This is a genomic window from Oceanobacillus sp. MO10714A, assembly GCF_037072045.1.
GTDB classification, from domain to species: Bacteria; Bacillota; Bacilli; order Bacillales; family Amphibacillaceae; genus Oceanobacillus; species Oceanobacillus indicireducens.
The window spans coordinates 37,819-58,423 of record NZ_JAXHDC010000015.1 but is presented as its reverse complement, the minus strand read 5'-3'; the positions used below and the strand labels follow the sequence as shown (position 1 = coordinate 58,423).

Genomic DNA, 20,605 nt, shown 5'->3' with positions numbered 1-20,605 from the left:
TTTAGCTTTAAGATTTCAATAACGCCGGGATTGCTTCTTTCCAGAGCGTATTGAGTTGGTCTACATTTTCCTTAATGATTGCTTGGCCACTTACTTGGATTTCGTATGTTCCATCTGTTGTCACCGTGCCGATTTCGGTTGCGTCACGAACGATTTCTTCAAATTTCGCTTTGTTTTCTTTTTTAACAGAAAGAATAAAGCGCGACTGGGTTTCACTGAATAATGCAGTTGTCGCGTCCCCTTCCAGCGTAACTGCCACTCCTAAACCTTTCTCATTAAATGCGGATTCAGCAAGGGCAACGGCAAAACCACCTTCTGAAATATCATGAGCCGATGCTACGACTCCTGCCCGGATCGCCTCTAAGATCTGTTTCTGTCTTGCTGTTTCTGTCTCTAAGTTTATTTTAGGAGCTTTACCTGCGTACTTTCCTTCTAAAACGTTCTGCAGTTCACTTCCCCCGAACTCTGCTTCTGTTTCGCCGATGAGATAAATCGCATCTCCTGCTGCTTGGAACGTGTTCGGTGTTAAATATTTCGTATCTTCCAGTAAACCAACCATTCCGATAATTGGTGTCGGCATGATCGCTTCACCTTTCGACTCATTGTAAAGCGATACATTCCCGCTGATTACCGGTGTCTCAAGTGCTAGACAAGCTTCACGAATCCCGTCGATACTCTGTTCCATTTGCCAGAAGTTCTCAGGCTTTGTCGGGTCTCCGTAGTTTAATCCATCCGTAATTGCAAGTGGCTTCGCACCAGTACAAACAATGTTCCTGCTTGCTTCAGCGACCGCAATTTGTCCGCCCACATTCGGATCTAAATAGAGATAACGAGAATTACAATCCGTTGTAATCGCAATTGCTTTATCCGTTCCATCAATCTTTACGACTGCTGCATCATGACCAGGTCCAGCAATGGTGTTTCCTTGCGCTTCTGAATCATATTGTTTATACGCCCATTCCTTACTAGCAATTGTCGGCTGCTGTAATAAGGTCCGGAGCATTTCACTATGGTTCAAGTCAGCAGGGATTGTAACTTCCTGTGCTTGTAATGCGCGATAATTATCCGGTTCTTTAGAAGACATCTCATACACAGGTGCATCATCTGTCAGAGCTGCAACTGGTATTTCCGCATAGATTTCACCTTGATGTTTAATTCGGAAAACTTCTTCTTCAAGTACCTCACCGATTGCTACTGCTTCAACACCATGTTTCTCGAAAATGGCTATGATTTCATGCTCCCGACCTTTTTCTACAACTAGCAGCATGCGCTCTTGGGATTCCGATAACATCATTTCGTATGCGTTCATATTTTCTTCCCGCTGCGGGACATGGTCAAGAACAAGTTCTATCCCAGTTCCCGCCTTACTCGCCATTTCACTTGCTGAAGATGTAAGGCCCGCCGCTCCCATATCTTGGATTCCAACGAGTGCATCCAAATGAATGACTTCAAGACAAGCTTCAATCAGTTTCTTACCCATATGCGGGTCACCAATCGCAACAGCTGACTTATGATCTTCTTCTGCTTCCACAATATCGGAGGAGAATGTAGCACCATGGATTCCGTCTCTTCCAGTCTTCCCACCAGCATAAATGACTGTATTACCGACACCAGATGCTACCCCTTTTTGCACGTCTTTATGATTAACGAGCCCAACGACCATCGCATTGACAAGCGGATTCTCTTCATAGCTTTCATCAAATTGAACTTCCCCGCCAACTGTGGGAACTCCAATCGTATTTCCGTAATTTGCAATACCGCGAACTGCTTCGGTGAATAACCATTTCGTCCGGTCTTGATCCAACTTTCCAAAACGAAGGGAATTGAGAGCAGCGATCGGCTTGGCTCCCATCGAAAATACGTCACGTAATATCCCGCCGACTCCTGTAGCCGAACCCTCGAATGGTTCAATGTAAGACGGGCTGTTATGGCTTTCGATCTTAAAGACAACCGCCTGCTCGTCACCAATATCAACAACACCAGCACCTTCACCAGGCCCTTGGAGAACATGTTCGCCTTTTGTCGGGAATTTTTTTAATAATGGTGTCGATGTTTTGTAACTACAATGCTCTGACCACATAACGGAAAAAATTCCAGTTTCCGTATAATTCGGGAGTCGCTGCATTTTTTCTTTTACGAGTTGGAACTCCTCATCCGTTAATCCCATTTCCCGATAGATTTTTCCCGTTTCAATTTGCTCGTTTGTCATTGAATTATTGCTCATTCCTTTTCCCCTCCGTGTTTGGAAATTTGCTACTTGCCGTTTTCATAAACAGCAACTTGGCGCAATACTGCTTGCTCGTCCTTGTCGACAAAAGTGATATGACCCATCTTCCGCTTTTCTTTCACACTAGCTTTACCATATAAATGGCTGTGCCCCAACGAACTCCCTTGCATATGTTCGAGCAATCCTTCGACATGTTCACCGAGCACGTTCACCATCACTGCCGGCTGTAATAATTCGATTTCCTTTAATGGAAGCCCGCAAATAGCGAGGACATGTTGATCGAACTGTGATATGTTACATGCTTCAATGCTGTAATGACCAGAATTGTGCGGTCGGGGTGCCATTTCATTTAAGTAAATGTCATCTCCACTTACAAATATCTCAATCGCAAAGGTTCCGACAATTCCCATCTTCTCCCCGAGTAATTTCGCCGCATGGTACGCTTTCTCTTGGACTGATTTACTGACAGCAGCCGGGACGGTTGTTTTATATAAAATATGGTCGCGATGCTCATTCTCAGAAATCGGGAAATACTCAATCTCACCTGTTGCAGTCCTTGAAAACACGACAGAAATTTCTTTATCAAAAGGAACCCATTCTTCAATGATGCAGTGCTTCTGTTCTTCCGCAAATCGGATTGCTTCTTCTTTATCCGCTTCTGTCTCGATCTTCAGCTGGCCTTTTCCGTCATAACCACCGCTGCATGTTTTAATAACAACAGGTAGTTTCACTGTTTCTAATGCAGCTTTTGCTTCTGCTCCATTTCTTACAATGGAAAAGTCCGGTACTGGGAGACCCAGGTCTTTGATCGTTGTCTTTTCTTTCTCTCTGTTTTGCGTGACTTCAAGCGCGAGGGAACCTTGGGGTAATTTACCAAGGGATTCAATATACGTCGCCGCTTCCAAATCAACATTTTCAAATTCATACGTAATGACATCACTGATTTTTGTCAGTTCTTTGATGGCATTCATGTCATCGTACGCTGCTGTAATTTGTGTGTCCGCCACTTGGGCTGTCGGACAATCTGGTGTCGGGTCCAAGACAGCGATTTTATACCCCATGTATCTCGCTGCGATTGCCATCATCCGACCAAGTTGTCCGCCGCCAATAATCCCAATCGTTTTCGGTGGTAGAATCACTTTATTTGTCTGCAAGAGCTTCCCTCATTTCTGCTACTTTTTCTTTCATTCCATTTCGATAATCTACTAATCTATTCGCTGTTCCTTCATCATAAGTACCGATAATCTGAGCGGCTAAAATTCCTGCATTCGTCGCTCCGGCTTTTCCAATAGCTACAGTCGCAGTCGGTACGCCACCAGGCATTTGCACAATCGATAGTAAGGAATCAAGTCCGTTCAGCGCTCTCGCCTGGACTGGTACGCCGATAACCGGAAGATTGGTTTGCGAGGCTACCATTCCTGGTAAGTGTGCCGCTCCCCCCGCACCAGCGATAATTACTTTTAGTCCGCGCTTCCGGGCATTTTTCGCATATTCAAACATATCATCCGGTGTACGGTGTGCAGAAATTACTTCTTTTTCATACGGAATTTCTAATTCTTCAAGTGCCTTGCACGTATGTTCCATCGTTTCCCAATCAGAGATACTTCCCATGATTACACCTACTAAAGCCATGAAAATCCCTACTTTCCATTAAGATTAAAAAAGTCTATCTAATTCTCCACATATAAGAGAAGATGATAGACTACGAGTAGATAACATTCATCATTATTTTGCATAATGCCCCATCTTCCCTCATAGTCCTTAGATTTACGGTCAAGGGTAGAAACTTCGGAGCCATATTCTCCATGAAATATATGAGGTGTTTTATTCACTTTTTCTGCGTTAAGCATATCAAAACAAGGAAGGAAAATCAACAAAAATCGAACGATAAAATAACTTCACCTATTAACGTTCGGATTTCACTCTTTTTCTGGGACATGGGGTCAGAGCATTTGTCCCACTTTAGTGGTTTGCTCAAATTTGCTGGACTGAAAATGATGGGGGTGTGTAACTCTTATACATCGAAATTTAAAAGTGAGCGAAGGATATGGTTAAACGGCTAAACACCCAGGCTTTATTGGGAATATAACTGGGCTTTATTTTCCCTTTAGCTCATTCTTCTTGCCTTAATGGGAATATAACCGGACTTTATTTTCCCATTCCCTCATTCTTCTTGCTTTATTGGGAATATAACCGGACTTTACTTTCCCATTCGTCCATTCATCTTGCTTTTTAAGGAAAACAACCGAGTTTTAATCTCGCGTAAGCACATTTATAATATTCTAATGGGAAAGCAACCATAATAAAATAAAAAAACACTTTGATATCTGCGACTCCACACATATCAAAGTGTATATAAACTAAATGCCTCAGCCTTCTTCCTCTTTCTCCTTCTCATGTTCTTCCACGAGCTCTTCATGATGCTTTTGAATCTTACTTTTCTTCACTTGTTTCACCCAGAACCCACCATGGATTTGCTTTGGCTCATAAGAGATGATAAATGCTTTCGGATCAATTTCTTGAATGAGTTCATATAAGGAAAGTTCATACTTTCTCGGTGTCAAGATTTGCATCGCTAAGCGGTCCCCTTCCATCCCATAAGCATACCAACTCGTAACACCGAACCCCTTTTCCCTAATCTGTTGGGTGAACTTAATGTCCGGATTGGAGGAGGTTACATTCACAACGATATATCCGAGCGCGAGCTTTTCTTCAATCATGGAACCGACAATTACGCCAAGTCCAAAACCGAGCGCATAAGCAACCAAGTTCTGGATCTCATTCAAATTGTCAAGCACTAACCCTAACCCGATGACATAGATGACAACTTCAAACATACCTACTAAAGCTGCGATATAACGCTTGCCTTTTAATGTAAAAATCATCCGCACTGTAAACATTGATACATAGACGACATTGATTATAAAAATAATTGCCACCATAATTAACGCATTTTCAAGCATCGCCATTCCCCCTCGGAAAACATCTATTCTTTCTTCTTACTTTTCAATTAGTTCCAACTTAAAATCCCCAACCGCATCTTGCACATATAAATCTGTAACGGAAGTCGAATAGTTATGAATCACTGCTTGGAACTCAAGATTTCTTTCCGGCACACGGACTAAAAAATCATTTTTATATAGTTCCGTCGTCACGTCATGATAGTCGTCACTATGAACTTTAAAGTCAAAAGCGATAAATTTTCGTACCTTTCCTTTATCTTCCCTAATTTCCTCTTTAACATTCTGCGCATCTAGTTTCAATTCATTCAGAACAACTTCCATGACTTATCCGCTCCTAACTTATTCTTTATTCGGACCAAATACACGCCGATCAATTCCCGACTCTTGACCGCGCAATCGCTTCCTCAAACGCTTGACCCAATTCTCAGCCAACAATTCACAGGATGCTAGTTCGTCTGCGAGCCGTAAATCATCTTTATAAAAATGCATCACTTCATTCGCTGCTTGAACAGTCCACTGTGGATAAGGGCGCTCCAACAAGTCAATTGGACTATCCGCTTCGACATTACCTTCTTCAAGTACACGGAAATACCAGCCTGTCCTTCCTGTATTCTGAATCTGGAGAGCGAGATCAAGAATCTGAAAACGGCGTGCCGGTCTCCAGCATGGCTGTCGGGGCTGTGAAACCTGAATCACTGCATCACCGACCTTGTACGTATCACCAATACATACACTGAATTCATCCATTTCAAGCACAGCAAAGTTCTCTCCCATACCTCCCATTACCAGATCTTCATGGTCATATTTCTCCTGCCAGTATGTATAATGCTTGATCGGATAGCAAAAAACAGCCTTCTCCATTCCACCGTGATTCTTCTTATCGCCAACTTCATCGCCTATAAAACCAGTTTTACTAAGCCAGACCGGCCCTTTCGTTTCACCTTTAAAAATCCCTGTTTCCCATTGTCTTTCCAATGGATTTTCCGCATTTTCTTTACCTACCCGCTGCACTTTCCCAATAAACAATTTATGTAGATGTGGCTCCTCCATTGTTTCACCTGCTTTTCCATGATATTATTAATTTTATTCTATATGAAAGAATGTTAGAAAGAAACCGAAAGACTTGGAGGTATAGATATGGCTGTAGAAAAAGCAATATTTGCAGGTGGCTGCTTCTGGTGCATGGTAAAGCCGTTTGATACATGGGAAGGCGTTCATAGCGTAATCTCCGGTTATACGGGTGGCCAGGTGGAAAATCCAACCTACGAACAAGTGAAAACAGGGGAAACCGGCCATTACGAAGCAGTTGAAATCACGTTCAACCCTGAGATAATAAGCTATGATACCATTCTTGATTTATATTGGAAGCAAATCGACCCAACTGATGCTGGTGGTCAATTTCATGATCGCGGCAGCCAATACCGGACAGCAATTTTTCATACGACTCCAGAGCAAAAGGAGAAGGCACAACAATCAAAGGAAAAGTTAGCAGAAAGTGGAACTTTTAAGAAACCGATTGTAACAGAAATCCTTCCGGCAACTCGTTTTTACCCGGCGGAAGAATACCATCAAGACTTCTATAAAAAAGAAAAAGAAGTATATGAGAAAGACCGGGCGAAATCTGGGCGAGATGAATTTATCGAAACCCATTGGAATGTTATGACTGAAAATTAAAATGGAGGCTTGGGAAATTCAATCTTCCCAAGCCTTTTTCTTTTCTCTTTTTCCTTCTTCACACGCAGCAACAAATCCACGAAATATCTTTTTCGACACAGGATCTTTCATATGTTCCGGATGCCACTGGACTCCTAATGCAAAACGGTGAACTGTGCTTTCCACAACTTCAACAACGCCATCACGCGCTTTTCCGCTAATGATAAAATGCTTACCAGGCTTACGATTTGCCTGATGATGATAACTATTCACTCGAATCGTTTTCTCCTCGGCCAACCGATAGATCAAAGAACCCTTCATTAATTCGACTGCATGGATTGGTACATAATTGGCAGCCTTTTGACGATGTTGAATCAGCTCACCCTTTAGTTGCCCGTGAATATCCTGATACATATCACCATCAGCTGCAAGATTCAACATTTGCGCCCCCTTACACACTCCAAATACCGGCTTATCTTTCGCTAAAATTTCCCTTGTTATTTTCATTTCAAACGCATCCCGATCTGGGATAAACGGTCCAAGATTCAAATGGGGTTCTTCATTAAAGTAGATCGGATCAATATCATCTCCACCCGTTAGAAACAGTCCGTCAATCCGATCAATTAGTTCACCTATCATATCTGAATTCGTTAAATAAGGCACCACAAGAGGAATTCCCCCTGCTTGTTCGATTGCGAGCATATTATTTTTCGTTATTTTATAATGCTTCTCATTTAATTCCATTCCCGGTACTACCCCAATTAAAGGTCTCACCATCGATCCCTCCCTACCCTATATTGTATCATCTGATACTTTTAATTATTACTTATACAAAAAAAGCCGAACCTAATAGAGGCCCGACTTTTTGCATTGCATAAAAAACGGTAAAGTGAAACTTCATTCAGCGGGGGGTTCCTCCCCTCCCAACTGAATGTTAGTTGAACAGAATCAGGGATTTACGGACTGTATTATCCCCCACCTTGACATTTTGGTTTTCCCTCTTGTTTAGAGGTGGGGGTATTACAGACGTTAATACGTGGCTAAATTCCGCGATACCTAAAATTGCCAGCACCTTCACCTTTGTTCTTTAGCTTAAGAAAATAAAATACAATATAAAGGTAACGAATAATCCGTACATGATCGGGTGGATTTCTTTCGCTTTCCCCTTTACAATCATCGTAATCGGATAAAATATAAAGCCAATCGCAATTCCTGTTGCGATACTATAAGTAAGAGACATCATCAGCACGATAAAGAAGGAAGGAACGGCAACTTCGAAACGATCCCATTCAATATTCTTAAGCTGTGACGCCATCATGACCCCCACAATCACCAACGCTGGAGCCGTAACTGCACTTGTGACAATTGCAAGGAGTGGGGAAAAGAATAAGGCCAACAGGAAAAGTCCTGCTGTTACAACCGATGTAAAACCAGTTCGTCCACCTGCACCAACACCAGCAGTTGACTCCACATAAGATGTCGTTGTTGACGTACCGACAACCGCACCGACAACTGTTGCTGTTGAGTCTGCAAGTAATGCACGACCAGCCCGTGGAAGTTTATTGTCTTTCACAAGACCAGCTTGAGTTGCAACTGCAACTAATGTACCAGCTGTATCAAAGAAATCAACGAATAAGAACGTTAAAATAACAATAAGCATCTCAACGGTGAATATATCACCAAAATTAATGAATGCTTGACCAAACGTAGGGGCTAAGCTCGGTACAGTACCAACAATATCGCCAATCCCTTGTGGAACAGGAATTAATCCAAAGATCATCCCGATAATCGCCGTCAGAATCATCCCGTAAAAAATTCCCGCTTTAACGCCTCTTAAAAGTAAAACAACGGCCACAATCAGACCAAATACTGTCAGCAGCACATTCGGATCCCGTAAATTTCCAAGCCCTACAAGTGTCGCTTCATTTGCAACGACAATTTCTGCACTCGATAAACCGATAAAAGCAATATATAAGCCAATCCCTGCACCTACTGCAAGCTTCAAATTTCCAGGGATTGCATTAATGATAATTTCTCTTAAACCTGATAAAGATAAGAAGATAAAAATAACTCCGGATACAAGAACTCCTGATAGAGCAGTTTCCCAAGGTATTCCGTATTGTAAAACAACGGTATATGCGAAGAATGCGTTCAAGCCCATTCCCGGTGCAAGTGCGACAGGATATTTCCCGAGTACACCCATTGTTAGTGTACCTACTGCAGCGGCTACTGCTGTTGCTGTAAATACCGCACCCTCAGGCATCCCCGCAGCTGAAAGTGTTGCCGGGTTAACAAAAAGAATGTATGCCATTGCTAGAAAGGTAGTCAGCCCTGCAATGGATTCTGTTTTGTAATTTGTGCCGAGCTCTTCAAACTGAAAATACTTTTTCATTCCACTTTTCCTCCTAAAATTGGAAAATGCGTTGCGAACGGAAAATTTTGCTTTGAATTGTCCCCTTACCCTTTTGAGCTTACCCTATTAAAATTGAATACTATAAAAATAAAAAAACGCTCGGATAAGGAGCGTCTACCAAAGCACAAGAGTTGAATAATGATAGCGGAAAAAAGCTTCATTAATCATCCTGCGTAGTCAAACCGTTTACGGTGGTTTGGTAGAGACTTTGGGCCATATTCCCGAAATTATACGCAATTGCATTTAATTATAAACTCATTCTACTCTTCTCGACAATATTTGTCAATAAAACCCGAATGTTATTTAATATTTCGCAATTAACATTCGTATTTGTTGCAATTTGGAGTGAAATCAAAAAAAAGAACCAAGACATTAAATTGCCTGTCTTGGTTCTTCCACTTCCATTTAATTATTAGGATTCAAGTCCTCGATAGAATCAATGTCCATATATTCTGGTACGACTAAACCGATTTTGGCGCCGACTAAGTTTGGCCCCATGTCTACGATATCATCTTGATAAGTTTCATAGAATTCTCTGTGCGTAATTGGTAACCATGCTGCTAATGTAGCATCTGCATCGCCTGTCGCAAGGGATTCAAACACAATAGCAACATCCACTTCTGTTACACTTACGTCAAATCCTTTCTGCTCCATAGCTGCTTTTAACACTCCTGAGGATGCGCGTTCCGAGTCCCATGGTGTGGACACAAGCTCAACTTCAACACCGTCCACATCCTCGACACCTTCTGACCAAGCAGAAACTCTATCTTCATTATCTTCTACCCATTGGGCAGCGATTTGATTGATATCATCACCGGTTTCTTCCGCTTCATACATAATCTCTTCCATATCTTCCACGTTCCATTCAAACTGTTCAATCATCTTGTAAGCTTCCGGTTGTTCTTCTTCAAACCCGCGTCTGCTCATTGAATGAATACTTTCTTCTCCGCCATAAATCTCAAGCGGATCATCCAAATACTTCATATCTGGATGTGCCGCAAACATCCAATGCGGGTTCCAGCCAGTAATAACAATTGGCTCTTCATTCCGGATTGCATTATCGAGCTCCGTCATCATAGCACCAGTGGAAGATAGTTCAACATTCCATCCTTGTAAACTATCATACTCTTCTATCGCAGCCTCTGTCGTAACAGATATTCCTGCTCCTGGTTCGATACCTATAATCGTGTAATCGACCGCCTCACTATAATCTACTTCCCCATTACTGTCTGTACTACCACTATCTGAATCCGTACCTTCTTCTTTGTCACCACATGCTGCAAGCAGCAATGTAATTAAAAGTCCTAAAATCAAACTTGCATACTTAAACTTCTTGAAATCCAAATTTACACCCCTTATGTTAGTTCCGTTTCTCCTATTTAAATTTGTTTACTTCGAGAAACAACGTATAGGTTAAAAGTTTACCCTTTCTAGCCAACATACTCAAACCGCATATTCTCGCATATACGGATGTTTCACGGGATGGTTTTTCTTAAAGACTGTCTCAGACGGTTTATTCATTAAATACTGCCCTTTTACTAAATTACTCAATGTACTTTGATTTTTGGAATGGTTAACCATGGACGCTCATCGTCCCAGCGAACAGTGACAGGAATTTTAAATGTCTCTGATAATAAATCATCCGTAAGCACTTCTTGTTTTCGTCCAGCCGCAACAATTTCACCATCACGGACGAGCAAGACATGAGAAATTGCTTCTACTATTTCTTCAATATGATGGGTGACATAAAGTAAATGACAATCCCGCTTATTAATATCATTCATCAATCCAAGCACTTCTTCCCGCGACAATACATCAAGCCCGGAACATGGCTCGTCTAAAATCAAAATCTCAGGATCAGCCATGAGGGCTCGAGCGATTAACACCCGTCTCTGTTCCCCTTGCGATAAATCTTGATAATGTTTTCCGCTAACGTAGCGTAAACGTAAAGTCGATAGCAACTCATCCGCTTTTTCCCAGTCCTCCTGCTGCACTTCTTCATATAAACCGATGGAAGCAAACTTTCCGCTTACGATAATATTTTCGACTTTTTCCCGGTTCAAGCTCTGGGAAAATTGTCCAAGTGAATTACTGACATAACCGATTCGCTTCCTTAAATCCGGGATATTCGTTTTACCAAATTCATTTCCAAGAACGGAAACCCCTCCCGCTGTCGGATAATTATATCCTGTCACTATATTTAATATCGAGGTCTTCCCCGATCCATTCAATCCTAAAATGCACCAATGTTCCCCCGATTTCACTTCCCAATTGATATTTTTCAAAATCTCTCGCCTGTTCCTCCTCCAGATTACGTCTTGCAAATGGATAATGCTTTCCATTCCTGATCCCTCCTCTATTCCGATAAATTTAATATAATACTCCACATTGTAGGATATTTCTGAAAACAACTCAATAAATATGATGAGCCTAAGCAAGTGTCTAAAAGTATAAATAAGGGGTTGTCTACCATATTTGATTAGACATCCCCTTTTCTCTTCCTTACTTATTTAAAATCTCGTTAATGAGACCCAATTTCTCTTTTGTTAAACGAACACCGCATACACTTCCTCACTTTCTATAAGTTTCAATATTATATCGCAGCTGATCCAAAAATTTCTTCGCCACATTTGAAAACACTTGATGTTTTTTCCAAATAATATTTAAGTTAACTTCTAATTTCGGCTGAAGCGGTCTAAAACAGAGATTGCTATCCCCCGATGTATTAATAAGTTTATCTAAACATAGTGCGTAACCAATATTTTCTTCCACCATCCGGGCAGCATTGTAAAGAAGATTATACGTCCCGGCAATATTAAAATCTTCAATATTTCTCCCCAACCAGCCAGTCATTTCATTACTGACAGCCGTTTGCCGGGATATGATTAATGGCTTACCAATCAAATCATCCGGTTCAATAAACGACTTCAAAGCTAATGGACTATCTTTCCGCATTAAGACACCCCACACATCGGTAGCTGGTAATTTAATATAATCATATTTTTGTTTGTCGACTGGTTCAATCACGATACCGAAATCTAATATTCCACTATCCAATTTACTCGTAATATCATCCGCATTCCCGCTATAGAGATGGAAATGAATCATTGGATAACGTTCCAGTAGTTCTCTCCAAGTCTTTGCGATAAATTGCATTCCCTCGGTCTCTCCCGCACCAATGTAAATATCTCCACTGATTACTTCTGTGGATTGCTTGAAATTGGCTTCTGTCTTATCAACGAGCTCAACAATTTCTTTTGCTTTTCTTAATAAAAACACCCCTTCCTCAGTCAGCGTGATTTTGCGGTTTCCTCTTGTAAATAATACGGTATCTAATTGTTCCTCCAGGTCATTTAATTGTCTAGACAATGTCGGTTGTGATAAGTGCAATGATTTCGCAGCCGCTGAAATATTTTGTTCATTAGCGACTGCAATAAAATAACGCAACACGCGAATTTCCATAATTCTTCTCCCCCATGCTTTAAACGTATAATAGATTATTTGATATAGGCATTAGATATTAACATCATAACATTTTAAAATGGAATGAGAAAAGATCGTACAAGAGGAGGAAGAGAATTGAACAAACCATATATTATTATCCACACGCACACGGCAATTGACGGAAATATTGATGTCATGGATTTAAAAGAATTTGAAGAAGCAAGTCGACAATATCAAGAACTTTCCTTAGACCCAGAGAAACAGCAATTCAATATCCAAGGCTACCTGAACGGTAAAACGTCCACAGAAGACAATATTACCCTTTATAAAAGGCCCAAGCTGGACAAGAACGCGGAACCTGTACCTGATGGTGACTTTGTAGCTGACGCTGAAGCTCCTATGTATTACTTATCGATCGACCCACGCGGAGAATTAGCCTTTGAAAAAAACAATTACGGTTATGGCGGTGTTCCTGCCCACGTTGTCGAAGTCTTAACCGAGGAAGCTTCAAATGCCTATAAAGATTTTCTTAGAAAAAATGAAATTTCTTACATTATCGCTGGTGAAAATGAAATAGATTATGCTGTCATGCTCGATAAGTTCTATAATCTCTTCCAAATCAAACGGATGATGGTTGGCGGAGGCGGAACGATTAATTGGTCCTTCATCCAAAATGGTCTCGTTGATGAAGTGAGCATGATTCTAGCGCCAATCGCAAATGCTGATCCGGAGGGCAATCGTTTCTTTGTTGCAAAGGAGCCATATTCCAGTATTAAACCAACAGCTTTTGAACTCAAATCCGTTAAAGAGCTGGAGCATGGTACGTTATGGATTAGGTATTCGGTGAAAAATGATTGATAGTCAGTAGGAATCAATCGTATAAAATTTGTAAATGATCATGATAAATGAGTTGAGAGCCTATCATTAAATGGCTCACAACTCATTTTTTATCTGTATCATTCATTATAGCCTCTTAAATCCTTACTAAAAATGATACCATATAATTAAGATTGTTTTACAAATACCAAAATAAAAACAAGGGGGAAATATAACAATGAAACTAGGTCATGTAATTAAAAACAACAAACGATTGCTCAGTCTTAAAACCGAAGATGGGCTTTTTAATTTAAGTGAAGCGGCCACGCAACATAACTTGCCACTCCCACAAACGATCGATGAATTAATTCGTTCCGGCAAAGAAGGAGAAGAGCAACTATCCCATGTCATTGCCGCTCTTGAAGCAAGTAAACAATCCTATTCTTTACATGAAAATGATGTTTCCTTCGCCTCTGTTGTTCTCCACCCCGAAAAAATCTTATGTGTCGGATTAAACTACATCCCTCACGCTGAAGAAGCAGATATGGCGATACCAGAATCTCCTGTGCTCTTCAGTAAATTTAATAATGCATTAACCGGGCACAAGCAAACGATTCCCTTACCTGGGTCCGCTAAAAAATATGACTATGAAGCTGAACTTGTTATTGTGATTGGGAGAGAAGCCAGTAACGTTGCTGAAGATGAAGCCCTATCTTATGTATATGGATATAGTGTTGGAAATGATGTATCTGCACGAGACCTGCAAATGAAGACTGGTCAGTGGCTGCTCGGGAAAACACTTGATGGATTTGCTCCAATCGGACCGTACCTCGTTACAAGTGATGCGATTGATCCAGCAAACCTGAACATTGAGTGTAAGATTAATGGCGAGGTTAGGCAATCCAGCAACACGAAACATATGATTTTCAATTGTGCAACGCTTATTAGTTATATTTCCCAATATATGACATTAAAGCCAGGGGATGTGATCTTCTCCGGTACCCCGGAAGGTGTTATTTTAGGGTATACACCAGAAAATCAAACATGGCTGCAAGCTGGAGATGAAATGGAAGTAACGATTGAAAACATTGGAAGATTAACAAATAAACTTGTCGAGAATTAAAGGAGAGAATTCTAATCTACACACTAGCTTTTGATTTAGACGACACACTCTATGACCGGGCACAACCGCTCAAGAAAGCCTTTCGAGAATTTATCCAAGAAGACCGAATCGATTTTTGGAAGTTCCATGAGATATTTCAGATTAATGGTGAGATAGCTTTCGTTAAGGAGAAGAATCAACTTTGGACGTTAGACCAGTCACATATTTTCCGGATCAAAGAAACACTTAAACAATTAGGGTTAGAGATTAACAATGAACAAGCGATTGTGTTTCAAAAAACTTATGAACAGTACCAACAAGAAATCAAAGTCTATCCACTTATTACCGAAATTTTGGATTTTCTAATGAAGAAAGAAATTTTAAGTATTATCATAACGAATGGACCTAAATTCCATCAGCGCAATAAAATAAGAAATCTTGGTTTAGATAAGTATTTTACACCAGAAAAGATTTTCGTTTCCGGGGAAGATGGCATTGCTAAACCAGACAAAGGAATCTTTGAACTAGCGGAAAAGAGATTCCAACTTAATAAAGCAACAACTTGGTATATTGGAGACAGTTATTCGAATGATATTATTGGTGCCAGGGAAGCAGGCTGGAATTCTATTTGGTTTAACCCAAGAAATGAAAAACGAGAGAAAAATATCGCAACGAGCACGGTCTCTTCTACTTCAGAGCTTTTCGAGTGGATTAAAAGAAAGTTTGACTAAAAGACTTAAAAGTTATAAGCTCAATTGTTGACGGACATAAAAATAATCCCTCATGCACTTTAGCTGATAAGTGAGGGATTATTCACCTAAGCTACCTAGCCCCTCTTGCCGGGGTTCAGTTGATTGTTACCGTAAACGTAACAGCATCTACGGTCTTCTTTATCATATGTCTTTCTATAAAACAGCTTGAATATCAACCGTTTAAAGAATCAAATACTACCTTTAATAACTTTTCCCTTCCACTTTTATTTCTCCGTTTTCAATCCCAACACATAAGCAGGCCCTTTCGTCACAACATCAACAACGATTGCTGCAATTTCTTCGGGACTTTCTCTTTCTTCTGAAACAATCCACCAAGTGATAACTCCTAGAATAGCGGAAACAATTAACTGTATCGTAACGTCTACATGTCTGTTCGATTGAATGTCAGAAAACATCTCCCCCAATTGAGGAAGGAATTTTGTTTGTACTAGTCCAATAAAATAATCTTTAATCAATCCTTCACAGTTTGATTGGATCATAACTCGGAAAAAACGTTCGTTGTTCTCCACACTTTTTAAAATATCCATCACAATAGGACGAAATGCCTCTGTATAAACAACACCTTTTCTAATATGCCTGACTGGTGAAAGGTGCTTGAGCATAATCTCATCCAAATTATCCTTCACACATTCTTCAAGTAACTCGTATTTATCAACGTAGTGTAAATAAAAAGTGACGCGGTTAATCATTGCTTCATCCGCTAGTTCTTGAATTGTAATCGCTTGGAAATTCTTTTTTTCCATTAATGTTATGAGCGCTTGATTCAATGACTTTCTCGTTCGCTGTATTCGTAGATCTTGCTTTTTAGTCATGATTTTCACACCTTTATTAAACAAAAAGACTTATTTTGTAAAATAACTGACAAAGTGCCAACTATTGAATATTGAATAGCCTATCAAGTCTGTGCTACTTTAATTATACAACGTTACGTAATATAAACAACAGCTGTAAATTAATTTGGAGGTGGCTATATGATTGATGTAAGGAATGTAAAACAAACTTACGGCAAAAAGGTTATTCTACAAGATGTTACCTTTTCAATGGATAAAGGGGAAATTGTTGGATTGCTTGGACCGAGCGGATCTGGGAAAACAACACTAATCAAAGCATTAATTGGCATGTCGCGACCAACGGAAGGGGAAATCCACGTACTAGGTATTAAACAACCATCGTTAAAACCTATGAAACAGATTGGGTATATGGCTCAATCCGATGCTCTTTATGAAGAGCTGACTGCTAGGGCCAATTTAGCTTACTTTGGAAGACTCTATGGTCTTGGGGGCAAAAATTTAAAAATGCGAATTCAAGAATCTCTTTCCTTTGTTAATCTTGATTCAGAAACCAAGAAGGCTGTACAACATTATTCTGGAGGAATGAAGCGGCGGCTAAGTCTCGCTATTAGTTTGATTCATAACCCTCAGCTTATCTTTTTAGATGAACCAACTGTTGGCATTGACCCCGCATTAAAACGTGTTTTTTGGAATGAATTTCAGCGTTTACGTGATCAGGGCAAAAGTTTCCTAGTCTCGACTCATGTAATGGATGAAGCAGAACGCTGTGACCGACTATTAATTGTTTCTGATGGTAGACTGATTGATGCTGGCACACCTGAAGCATTAAAACAAACATACGGGACGATTGAGGAAGCGTTTTTGAAAGCAGGTGAAAAATTATGCAAATCTTAACTGTTGCCATTCGGGTCATCCAACAGGTGATCAAAGATAAACGTACGCTTCTCTTCTTGCTTTTAGCCCCCGTATTTGTGCTTGGACTTCTATACGTTATCATGGGAAGCTCTAGTGATGAACCGAATATTGGCATCATCGATCTTGAGCAATCATTACAGGATTCACTGGAAGCCGAAGCGCATATTATCGAGTTTCCCTCAGAAGAAGAAGCGTTACAAGCAATGAAAACTCAAGATATCGATGCATATTTTTATATGGAAGCTAACACACCTTATATTGAAATTGAAGGCGGCGACATTACGAAAAAATCACCAGTGATGCAAGCGATTCAAAGCTCCTTACAAACGTTTCAAAAAGAACGTGCGGAGGAATTGAAAGAAGACTTTGAGGTTATGCAAGATGAGTTAACAATTGTACTCAAGAATATGCAACAACAAACTGGTCAATCGATCCCGATTGATTTTCCAAAAGTCGATTTATTAATGGAAGAACCTGAAATCAATTATTTATACCTCGATGAGAATGCTGATTTATTTGATCAAGTCGCACCTGCTTTAATGGGCTTTTTCATTTTTCTATTTGTCTTCCTTATCGCCGGGATTAGTTTTCTCAGGGAACGCACTTCCGGTACGTTGGAACGGACGCTTGCAACCCCATTAAAACGATCATCTATTGTATTCGGTTATTTTTTAGGTTTCTTTTTATTCGTTACGATACAGACTGTAATCATCCAAATTATGATTGTCGATATTCTGCATGTGGATCGACTTGGCAGTTACTGGCTATTGCTATTTATGAATATCATCGTCGCTACCGTCGCATTATCATTAGGTTTATTACTGTCTACTTTTGCACGCACAGAGTTTCAGTTACTCCAATTCATTCCAGTGGCAGTAATACCACAATTCTTTTTCAGTGGAATTTTTGATTTATCGAACGCTCCTGGATGGGTAACGTTCATCAGTAAAATCATGCCGCTTTCCTATGCGACAGATGCTCTGCAAAATGTCATGATTCGCGGATATGACTTTTCCGACATAGCAAATGATTTTATCGTATTAATCGGCTTTACAATTGTATTTATTTTATTGAATATGCTTGTCTTAAAACGGCAGCGAGCGGCCTAGTATGCAGAGAATTTTCCCACTGTTGCACCACTAGTATTTCACCAGGTATGGTCAAAAACACCCCTAAGTTCGAAAAGTCCATTTGAAGAAGGCAGGAAAAAATTAGCTCCTGTTGACATTGCTCGTGCAGTCGTGTATGCAGTAACACAGCCTGATTACGTTATATGTGAATGAAGTTTTAATTAGACCTAATTAACCCAGGAGGCAGCTATAACAAGGGGACTATACGTAGGCCCCTTGTTTATTCTACACATACATTTTATTAGTTGATATGCTCAAACGAGCGATTAAAGATTAAAACGTCTCTATTCACTCCATTAATTTGGAAACGTGTCCGTTACTATTATGAATTACTTGGTTTCACTAATTATACCAGAGGGAAGCTAACTGTTTCTGACTATGAAAGTTATTAATTACATGAAAAGCAATTATTCCAGATGAAGTTCATAAGCTTTCCGCTCCCCTTCCGGACTTGGATCTACAAAGATTCTTCCGCGATATTCAAAGCCAAACTTCTCAATCAACCCTTGTGTCCGTAAATTCTTTTTATGCGTATCGATCCTGAAATTTCGGAATCCTTGACTATAAGCTAATGTGAGCAAGTTGGAAAAGAGATAATTCGCTAGACGCATTCCTCTGAATTCATTAGAAATAGCTAACCGGTGTATCGTTGCATAAGGATGCAAGTCATTATTCCATGAGCCATCATGGATAATCTCATAGTTTGGGTCAGGGTCTGTCAGTAATGCAGCAGTCCCTGCAATTTCACCATTAACAATTAGAAGCTGACCATAGCCTTTTTCAATATCTTGAAGGATTGTTTCCTCGCTCGGATTTCCATTTTGCCATTGCTCACTGCCATCCGCTTTTAGTAACGCTCTTGCATGATCAATAATCGTCATAATATCTGCTAAATCTTGTTCTGTTGCTTTTCTAACAAAAATCGTACCCATCCTTTTACCTCGCTCATTAAAATTTTCATTTTAAGTTAAGAATAAAGGTTGGACAGTTTTTGTCAACAAAATAATTTTAAAAAAAGAAGCCCGAGAAAATAAAAATCAGCTAGAAGTCTCATTTTTTACTAGAGACTTCGAGCTGATTTAGGAAATTCTATCTTATTCAATTATAGGAATAAACCTGCAATCGTTGCAGATAGGATAGAAACAAGAATGGAACCAAATAGGAGTTTCAAACCGAATCTAGAAACGATACTCGCCTTCTCTCCATCAATCCCTTTCACTGTTCCAGCAATAATTCCAATAGAAGAGAAGTTAGCAAAGCTTGTTAGGAAAACGCTGACGATTCCAATTGTTTTCTCAGACATGGTCTCCATCAATGGCTGGAATTCAAGCATTGCAACGAACTCATTCGTTACAATCTTCGTTCCCATAATAGACCCTGCTTCAATAATTTCACTCGGCGCAATCCCCATTAAGAAGGAAAGCGGTGCAAGGATATATCCTAGGATTTGTTGCAATGTTACACCTGCTAGGACTGATTCAATTAACCAGTTGACTAGCTCCAATGATGCAATAAATGCAATCAAGTTAGCCGCAACGATTAATGCAATTTTACCACCGTCGAGTGCACCATTCCCCATCGCTTCAAATACACTCTTTTCTGTGCTGACATCTTGAACATCCACGACGTCCTCTTCTTTCGGCACATTAATTGGAGCAATAATCGATGCAATGATTAAACCACCAAACATGTTTAATGGTAAGGAAACAAGGATATACTCTGCCGGCAAAATCTGGATATAAGCTCCTATAATGGAAGCTGATACCGAACTCATTGCCGAAGCACTAACCATGTATAATCGATTATCTGTCAAGTGGTGAAACTGTGCCTTAATCGCAAGTAAAGCTTCCGATTGTCCAAAGAAGATACTATTTACCCCGTTAAAGGCTTCGATTTTTGGAATGCCGGTAACCTTAGACACCAAGCCTCCAACCCATTTAATAATCGTTGGTAAGATTTTTAAATAGTTTAAAACGGAAAGAAGTGTGGCAAAGAATACAATAAGCAATAGTACGTTAAAGAAGAATACGCCACCCTCTTGGAGTTCAAACCCACCAACAACGAATCCAATTCCTTCTTGTCCAAATTCAATCAGTTTGTTAAATACAGCGGAAATGCCATTAATAATCTTCGCTCCAATTTCTGTCGCGAACATAAACCACGTAATAAGTAGCTGTAAAGCTAGCATAATTCCAATACCTTTAAAATTAATGTTCTTCTTATCATTGGAAAATAGATATGCTAAGCCAAGGATAACGGCAATCCCTACGATACCTAGGATGATATCCATTATTTTTCCTCCTTTATTAGCCGCTTCAACTGAAACAGCTTACATTATATAAGAAATAATTCTAACTATTTCCATTTATCTGCGTATG

The 20,605-nt window shown here is 40.1% G+C and carries 20 protein-coding genes and 2 riboswitches; of the genes, 6 read left to right on the top strand and 14 right to left on the bottom strand.

The features are described 5' to 3' along the window. Positions 1 to 7: 7 nt before the first annotated feature. The 6 genes from purL to SPD53_RS10110 form a co-directional block, all read right to left on the bottom strand. A complete protein-coding gene (purL, locus tag SPD53_RS10135) occupies positions 8 to 2,224 on the bottom strand; it encodes a phosphoribosylformylglycinamidine synthase subunit PurL (protein ID WP_336252470.1) in 2,217 nt (738 codons plus the stop codon). Between the two features lie 29 nt (positions 2,225 to 2,253). Next, positions 2,254 to 3,381 (bottom strand): 5-(carboxyamino)imidazole ribonucleotide synthase, encoded by a 1,128-nt coding sequence (gene purK / locus SPD53_RS10130; protein WP_336252469.1) that lies wholly within the window; start codon positions 3,379 to 3,381, stop codon positions 2,254 to 2,256. Beyond that, positions 3,368 to 3,859, bottom strand: coding sequence for a 5-(carboxyamino)imidazole ribonucleotide mutase (purE, locus tag SPD53_RS10125; RefSeq protein WP_336252468.1), 492 nt, complete (start codon positions 3,857 to 3,859; stop codon positions 3,368 to 3,370). The genes purK and purE overlap by 14 nt, the downstream gene beginning before the upstream one ends. 103 nt (positions 3,860 to 3,962) lie before the next feature. Continuing rightward, positions 3,963 to 4,065: riboswitch (purine riboswitch) on the bottom strand. A gap of 531 nt (positions 4,066 to 4,596) precedes the next feature. Then, on the bottom strand, positions 4,597 to 5,190 hold the full coding sequence (locus SPD53_RS10120; RefSeq protein WP_156856881.1) for a DUF2179 domain-containing protein: 594 nt from the start codon (positions 5,188 to 5,190) through the stop codon (positions 4,597 to 4,599). Positions 5,191 to 5,226: 36 nt separating this feature from the next. Continuing rightward, entirely contained in the window at positions 5,227 to 5,511 is a 285-nt protein-coding gene (locus SPD53_RS10115; RefSeq protein WP_156856882.1) for a DUF3219 family protein, read from the bottom strand. 18 nt (positions 5,512 to 5,529) lie between these two features. Continuing rightward, entirely contained in the window at positions 5,530 to 6,240 is a 711-nt protein-coding gene (locus SPD53_RS10110) for an MOSC domain-containing protein (RefSeq protein WP_156856883.1), read from the bottom strand. Positions 6,241 to 6,327: 87 nt separating this feature from the next. Between SPD53_RS10110 and msrA the strand changes: the two genes are divergently transcribed. Further along, entirely contained in the window at positions 6,328 to 6,864 is a 537-nt protein-coding gene (gene msrA / locus SPD53_RS10105) for a peptide-methionine (S)-S-oxide reductase MsrA (RefSeq protein ID WP_336252467.1), read from the top strand. 18 nt (positions 6,865 to 6,882) lie between these two features. Here msrA and SPD53_RS10100 read toward each other — a convergent pair whose 3' ends face one another. The 5 genes from SPD53_RS10100 to SPD53_RS10080 form a co-directional block, all read right to left on the bottom strand. Then, positions 6,883 to 7,617 (bottom strand): gamma-glutamyl-gamma-aminobutyrate hydrolase family protein, encoded by a 735-nt coding sequence (locus tag SPD53_RS10100; RefSeq protein WP_156856913.1) that lies wholly within the window; start codon positions 7,615 to 7,617, stop codon positions 6,883 to 6,885. A 313-nt stretch (positions 7,618 to 7,930) separates the two neighbouring features. Continuing rightward, positions 7,931 to 9,235, bottom strand: a complete 1,305-nt coding sequence (locus tag SPD53_RS10095) for an NCS2 family permease (RefSeq protein ID WP_156856885.1) — start codon at positions 9,233 to 9,235, stop codon at positions 7,931 to 7,933. 175 nt (positions 9,236 to 9,410) lie between these two features. Continuing rightward, a riboswitch (purine riboswitch) is annotated at positions 9,411 to 9,511 on the bottom strand. A 150-nt stretch (positions 9,512 to 9,661) separates the two neighbouring features. Then, positions 9,662 to 10,600 carry a glycine betaine ABC transporter substrate-binding protein gene (locus tag SPD53_RS10090; RefSeq protein ID WP_156856886.1) on the bottom strand — a complete coding sequence of 313 codons (939 nt, stop codon included), beginning with the start codon at positions 10,598 to 10,600 and terminating at the stop codon, positions 9,662 to 9,664. A gap of 203 nt (positions 10,601 to 10,803) precedes the next feature. Beyond that, the gene (locus tag SPD53_RS10085; RefSeq protein WP_156856887.1) at positions 10,804 to 11,598 is read right to left on the bottom strand and encodes an ABC transporter ATP-binding protein; all 795 of its coding nucleotides are present in this window, start codon (positions 11,596 to 11,598) and stop codon (positions 10,804 to 10,806) included. Positions 11,599 to 11,827: 229 nt separating this feature from the next. Further along, positions 11,828 to 12,718 carry a LysR family transcriptional regulator gene (locus tag SPD53_RS10080; protein ID WP_156856888.1) on the bottom strand — a complete coding sequence of 297 codons (891 nt, stop codon included), beginning with the start codon at positions 12,716 to 12,718 and terminating at the stop codon, positions 11,828 to 11,830. 117 nt (positions 12,719 to 12,835) lie between these two features. On the opposite strand from SPD53_RS10080, the gene SPD53_RS10075 reads away from it, so the two are divergent. The 3 genes from SPD53_RS10075 to SPD53_RS10065 all read left to right on the top strand — a co-directional run bounded on the left by SPD53_RS10075 (position 12,836) and on the right by SPD53_RS10065 (position 15,349). Further along, entirely contained in the window at positions 12,836 to 13,558 is a 723-nt protein-coding gene (locus tag SPD53_RS10075; protein WP_198042643.1) for a dihydrofolate reductase family protein, read from the top strand. A 196-nt stretch (positions 13,559 to 13,754) separates the two neighbouring features. Further along, entirely contained in the window at positions 13,755 to 14,639 is an 885-nt protein-coding gene (locus SPD53_RS10070; protein WP_156856890.1) for a fumarylacetoacetate hydrolase family protein, read from the top strand. 8 nt (positions 14,640 to 14,647) lie between these two features. Beyond that, complete coding sequence (locus tag SPD53_RS10065) at positions 14,648 to 15,349, top strand: HAD-IA family hydrolase (RefSeq protein WP_156856891.1); 702 nt, start codon at positions 14,648 to 14,650, stop codon at positions 15,347 to 15,349. A gap of 245 nt (positions 15,350 to 15,594) precedes the next feature. Here SPD53_RS10065 and SPD53_RS10060 read toward each other — a convergent pair whose 3' ends face one another. Then, positions 15,595 to 16,203: a TetR/AcrR family transcriptional regulator gene (locus SPD53_RS10060; RefSeq protein WP_156856892.1), complete on the bottom strand. Its 609-nt coding sequence runs from the start codon at positions 16,201 to 16,203 to the stop codon at positions 15,595 to 15,597. A 159-nt stretch (positions 16,204 to 16,362) separates the two neighbouring features. On the opposite strand from SPD53_RS10060, the gene SPD53_RS10055 reads away from it, so the two are divergent. Next, entirely contained in the window at positions 16,363 to 17,076 is a 714-nt protein-coding gene (locus SPD53_RS10055) for an ABC transporter ATP-binding protein (RefSeq protein WP_156856893.1), read from the top strand. After that, positions 17,064 to 18,206 (top strand): ABC transporter permease, encoded by a 1,143-nt coding sequence (locus tag SPD53_RS10050; protein WP_156856894.1) that lies wholly within the window; start codon positions 17,064 to 17,066, stop codon positions 18,204 to 18,206. The genes SPD53_RS10055 and SPD53_RS10050 overlap by 13 nt, the downstream gene beginning before the upstream one ends. A gap of 428 nt (positions 18,207 to 18,634) precedes the next feature. On the opposite strand, the gene SPD53_RS10045 is transcribed toward SPD53_RS10050, so the two are convergent. Further along, the gene (locus SPD53_RS10045; RefSeq protein WP_156856895.1) at positions 18,635 to 19,159 is read right to left on the bottom strand and encodes a GNAT family N-acetyltransferase; all 525 of its coding nucleotides are present in this window, start codon (positions 19,157 to 19,159) and stop codon (positions 18,635 to 18,637) included. A 170-nt stretch (positions 19,160 to 19,329) separates the two neighbouring features. Further along, positions 19,330 to 20,517: a NupC/NupG family nucleoside CNT transporter gene (locus SPD53_RS10040; RefSeq protein WP_156856896.1), complete on the bottom strand. Its 1,188-nt coding sequence runs from the start codon at positions 20,515 to 20,517 to the stop codon at positions 19,330 to 19,332. Positions 20,518 to 20,605 lie beyond the last annotated feature (88 nt).